General features: G+C 65.7%; 2 protein-coding genes. Both read right to left on the bottom strand.

What is annotated here, in order from left to right:
* Positions 1 to 91: 91 nt before the first annotated feature.
* The gene (locus C5F44_RS17545) at positions 92 to 1,834 is read right to left on the bottom strand and encodes an ABC transporter permease (protein WP_219908703.1); all 1,743 of its coding nucleotides are present in this window, start codon (positions 1,832 to 1,834) and stop codon (positions 92 to 94) included.
* Positions 1,835 to 1,925: 91 nt separating this feature from the next.
* Complete coding sequence (locus C5F44_RS17540) at positions 1,926 to 3,044, bottom strand: ABC transporter substrate-binding protein (RefSeq protein ID WP_107674929.1); 1,119 nt, start codon at positions 3,042 to 3,044, stop codon at positions 1,926 to 1,928.
* Positions 3,045 to 3,130: the final 86 nt, after the last annotated feature.

Below are 3,130 nucleotides of genomic sequence, written 5' to 3'. Positions count from 1 at the left end.
GTCAGATCCGGTATGGCGGTGAACTTTCCAAAGGCCTTTTCGAGATGGGTGATGCGGATGGCATCCTGAATGGCAGCCTGGGCCATGATCTTTACTCCTTCCATTTCTGCACCCGTGCCTGCAGGGCCTGCGCGATCAGCGAGGCGACCAGACAGATCACCAGGATCAGAACGGTGATGGCATTGGCGAATTGCATGAACCCTTCGGCGGCATAGCGATACGCCACCATCGAAAGGACGGGAGAGGTTGCGCTGAACAGCAGCACCACCAGCGACAGGTCGCGGACCATCTTGACGAAGACCAGGATCGCCCCGGCCAGAAGGCCCCGGATCGCCAGCGGAAAGACGATGGCCCACATCCGCCGCAGCGGGCTGGCCCCGGTCAGCCGGGCGCTTTCTTCAAGATCGGTGGAGATCTGCCCCAGCACCGACCGCCCGGCCTGCACCGCATAGGGCAGGTTATGGGCGGCGGCCGCGATCACCAGCAGGGTGAAGGTGCCGTAAAGCGAAGGCAGCGGCCCGAGCGGTGCGCCAAAAAGGGCGATATAGGCCGCCGCAAAGGCGATGGAGGGGATCAGCAGCGGCAGGAAGGCCAACTGGCTGAGGACATTGGCCAGCGCGGTGCCCTTGTTGCGGGTGATGGTATGGGCCAGCGCCAGCCCCAGCACCATGGACAAGAGTGCCACCACAACCCCCAGCTTGAGCGTGTTCAGCAGCGCGCCGATCAGCACCGGGTTGTGGAAGATGCCGGCCGTGCCCTGCGCGATCTGCCCGCCGCCTTCGCCCAGCCAGAAGTGCAGCGTCCAGTTGGAAAACAGCGCCCCGGTTTGCGGTGCCAGGCTTGAGGCGACAAGCACCACGACCGGCACCACCGTGGTCACGAAAGCCAGCCCGAACCCCGCGACAAACAGCGGCCAGCGCCATTTGCCCAAGGGAAAGCGACGGGTGCGCCCGCCCTTGCCTGTAACCGTCACGAATGCCTTGCGCCCGGATACCAGACGGTCGGACAGGAACAGGAACACGCCGCTGACCAGGATCAGCAACAGGGCCAGCACGAAGCCCCGCTCGGCCTGACCGATTTCGATCATGCCGAACAGCCGGGTTGACAGGGTTTGCATCCGCACGGGCAGGCCCAGCAGGGCAGGGGCGGCAAAGTTCGCCACGGCCCCTGCCAGCGTCAGCGAGGCGGCCGAAACCAGTGCGGGCGTCACCACCGGCAGCACGATCCCGAAAAAGATGCGGGACCGCCGCGCGCCGGTCATCTGGGCGGCTTCCACCAGATCGGCCCCGACAGAAGACAGCGCGGCGGCGATGATGGTGAAGGCAAGGGAATAGTAATGCGCGATCAGAACGATCAGCACCGGCACAATGCCCCAGGCCAGCCAGTCGGGGATGATGAAGCCATTGGCCTCGAAGAACCCTGATGACCCGCCCATGCGGCTGTTGCGGAACAGCGTGCCCCAGGCCAGCGCGGCGGCGAAGCTGGGGATCATGAAGGGCAGCGTGTGCAGAACGCCCAGCACCCGGCGGCCCGGCACATCGGTCATCACCACCAGCCAGGCGGTGAAGCCCCCCAGCAGCAGACACCCGGCTGAAACGCCCAGGCCCAGGATCAGGGTATTCATCAGCGGCCGCCACCACAGGTTCGGCGACATCGGGCTGGCCAGAATGGCGCCCCAGGCGTCCAGCCCGGCAGGCGACAGCGTGGCCAGCAGAATCCGCAACAGCGGCGCCAGAACCAGAACACTGACGATCACGATCATCAGCAGCGGCACCAGCCGGCGTGCGGTCAGAAGCCTGCGCCGTGCCGGCGCGGCAATGTCAGGCATCGACATGGGGAAATCTCCGGCAGACGGGCGGGCAGACGGGCGGGCGGGCGAATGGCCAGGCAGCGGGCGCGGCCACGGGGGCCGCGCCGGCCGTGCATCATTGCAGGGTGATGATCAGATCTGCGATCCGGGCCCTGTTCGCGGCCACGGCCTCGGTGTCGATGGTCCAGGCCTTCAGCCCTTCCAGCGGCACCGAATCCGGGTCATCGGCGATGGTCGAGCGGGTGGCGTAATCGCCCGGCACGTTGAAGGGCGCGAAGGCCGCCCCGCCATCGGCGCTGTCGTCGCCGAACATGAAGTCGATCAGCAGCCGCGCCGCAGCCGGGCTGGGCGCCTTGTCGGCCACCGCAAGCACCGCAGGGAACAGGATACCGTTTGCCGGTTCGACGTTGTTGGCGACCTGCAGCGCCCAACCCTCGTCCTCGTTGTCGCGGCGGTCGGAATAGGTGCCGAAGCCGACCGGCGGATTGGTCGCATCCTTGGTGCCGACGGCCTTGTTCAGATCGTCGCTGTTCGACACCAGAACCAGATCGTTCAGGAACAGGTTGCGGATGAACTGTTCGCCCGCGCCGGTCAGGTCGCTGTCGACCGTGATGTCGCTGCCGAACTGCGCCTTGTAGGCGGCGGCCATTTCATCGGGGTGCAGCGCGATCACGGTCAGCAGGTCCAGCAGCTCGCCCCGCTGGGTCGGGTCCACCATCATCACCCGGCCCGACCATTCCGGCAGGGTCAACTGCCACAGGTTGGTGATCGGGCTGCCATCGGGATAGGCCTGTTCATTGTACATCAGCACCTTGGTCGAAAGGCGGTGCACCAGCAGCGGTGCCTTGAACCGATCCTCGATCTGGTCGGCCACGCGGGGCGGCACATAGGTGTGCACCCGGCCCTTGGCCAGCAGGTCGCGCAGCACCACCGGCGCATCGGCCATGTAAAGGACATCGACCGCATAGACGCCGGCCTGCTGTTCGGCCTCGACCCGGGCAATCTGCTTGGCCGAGCTGAGGTCGATTCCGACAAGATCGACACCGGGATAGGCCTCTTCAAAGGCCTTTTCCACCCGGGCAATCCGGCTGGACAGCGAGAAGACGGTGACGGTCTTTTCCGTCTTGGCCAGCTCGTACAGTTCGGCGGGCGACATGGTATCCAGATCCTGCGCCGAGGCCAGGGCCGGGACGCAGGCCGCCGCCAGAAGCACGGCCTTCAAGGTCTTGAACATGCTCTCTCCTCCCAGAGATGGTGCAATCATGCGAAACGTTCGAACAGGCCCGCCAGCTCATCCAGCTTGGTGACAACCTGCGCTTC

This window comes from Fuscovulum blasticum DSM 2131 (assembly GCF_003034965.1).
In the GTDB taxonomy this organism is placed as follows: domain Bacteria; phylum Pseudomonadota; class Alphaproteobacteria; order Rhodobacterales; family Rhodobacteraceae; genus Pseudogemmobacter; species Pseudogemmobacter blasticus.
Note: the sequence above shows the minus strand (reverse complement) of the source record. Positions and strands in the feature narration are given on the sequence as shown.

What these genes read in the sequence shown, in the direction of transcription:
- C5F44_RS17545 (WP_219908703.1), bottom strand. Translation starts at nt 1,834, where the DNA reads ATGTCGATGCCTGACATTGCCGCGCCGGCACGGCGCAGGCTTCTGACC.
- C5F44_RS17540 (WP_107674929.1), bottom strand. Translation starts at nt 3,044, where the DNA reads ATGTTCAAGACCTTGAAGGCCGTGCTTCTGGCGGCGGCCTGCGTCCCG.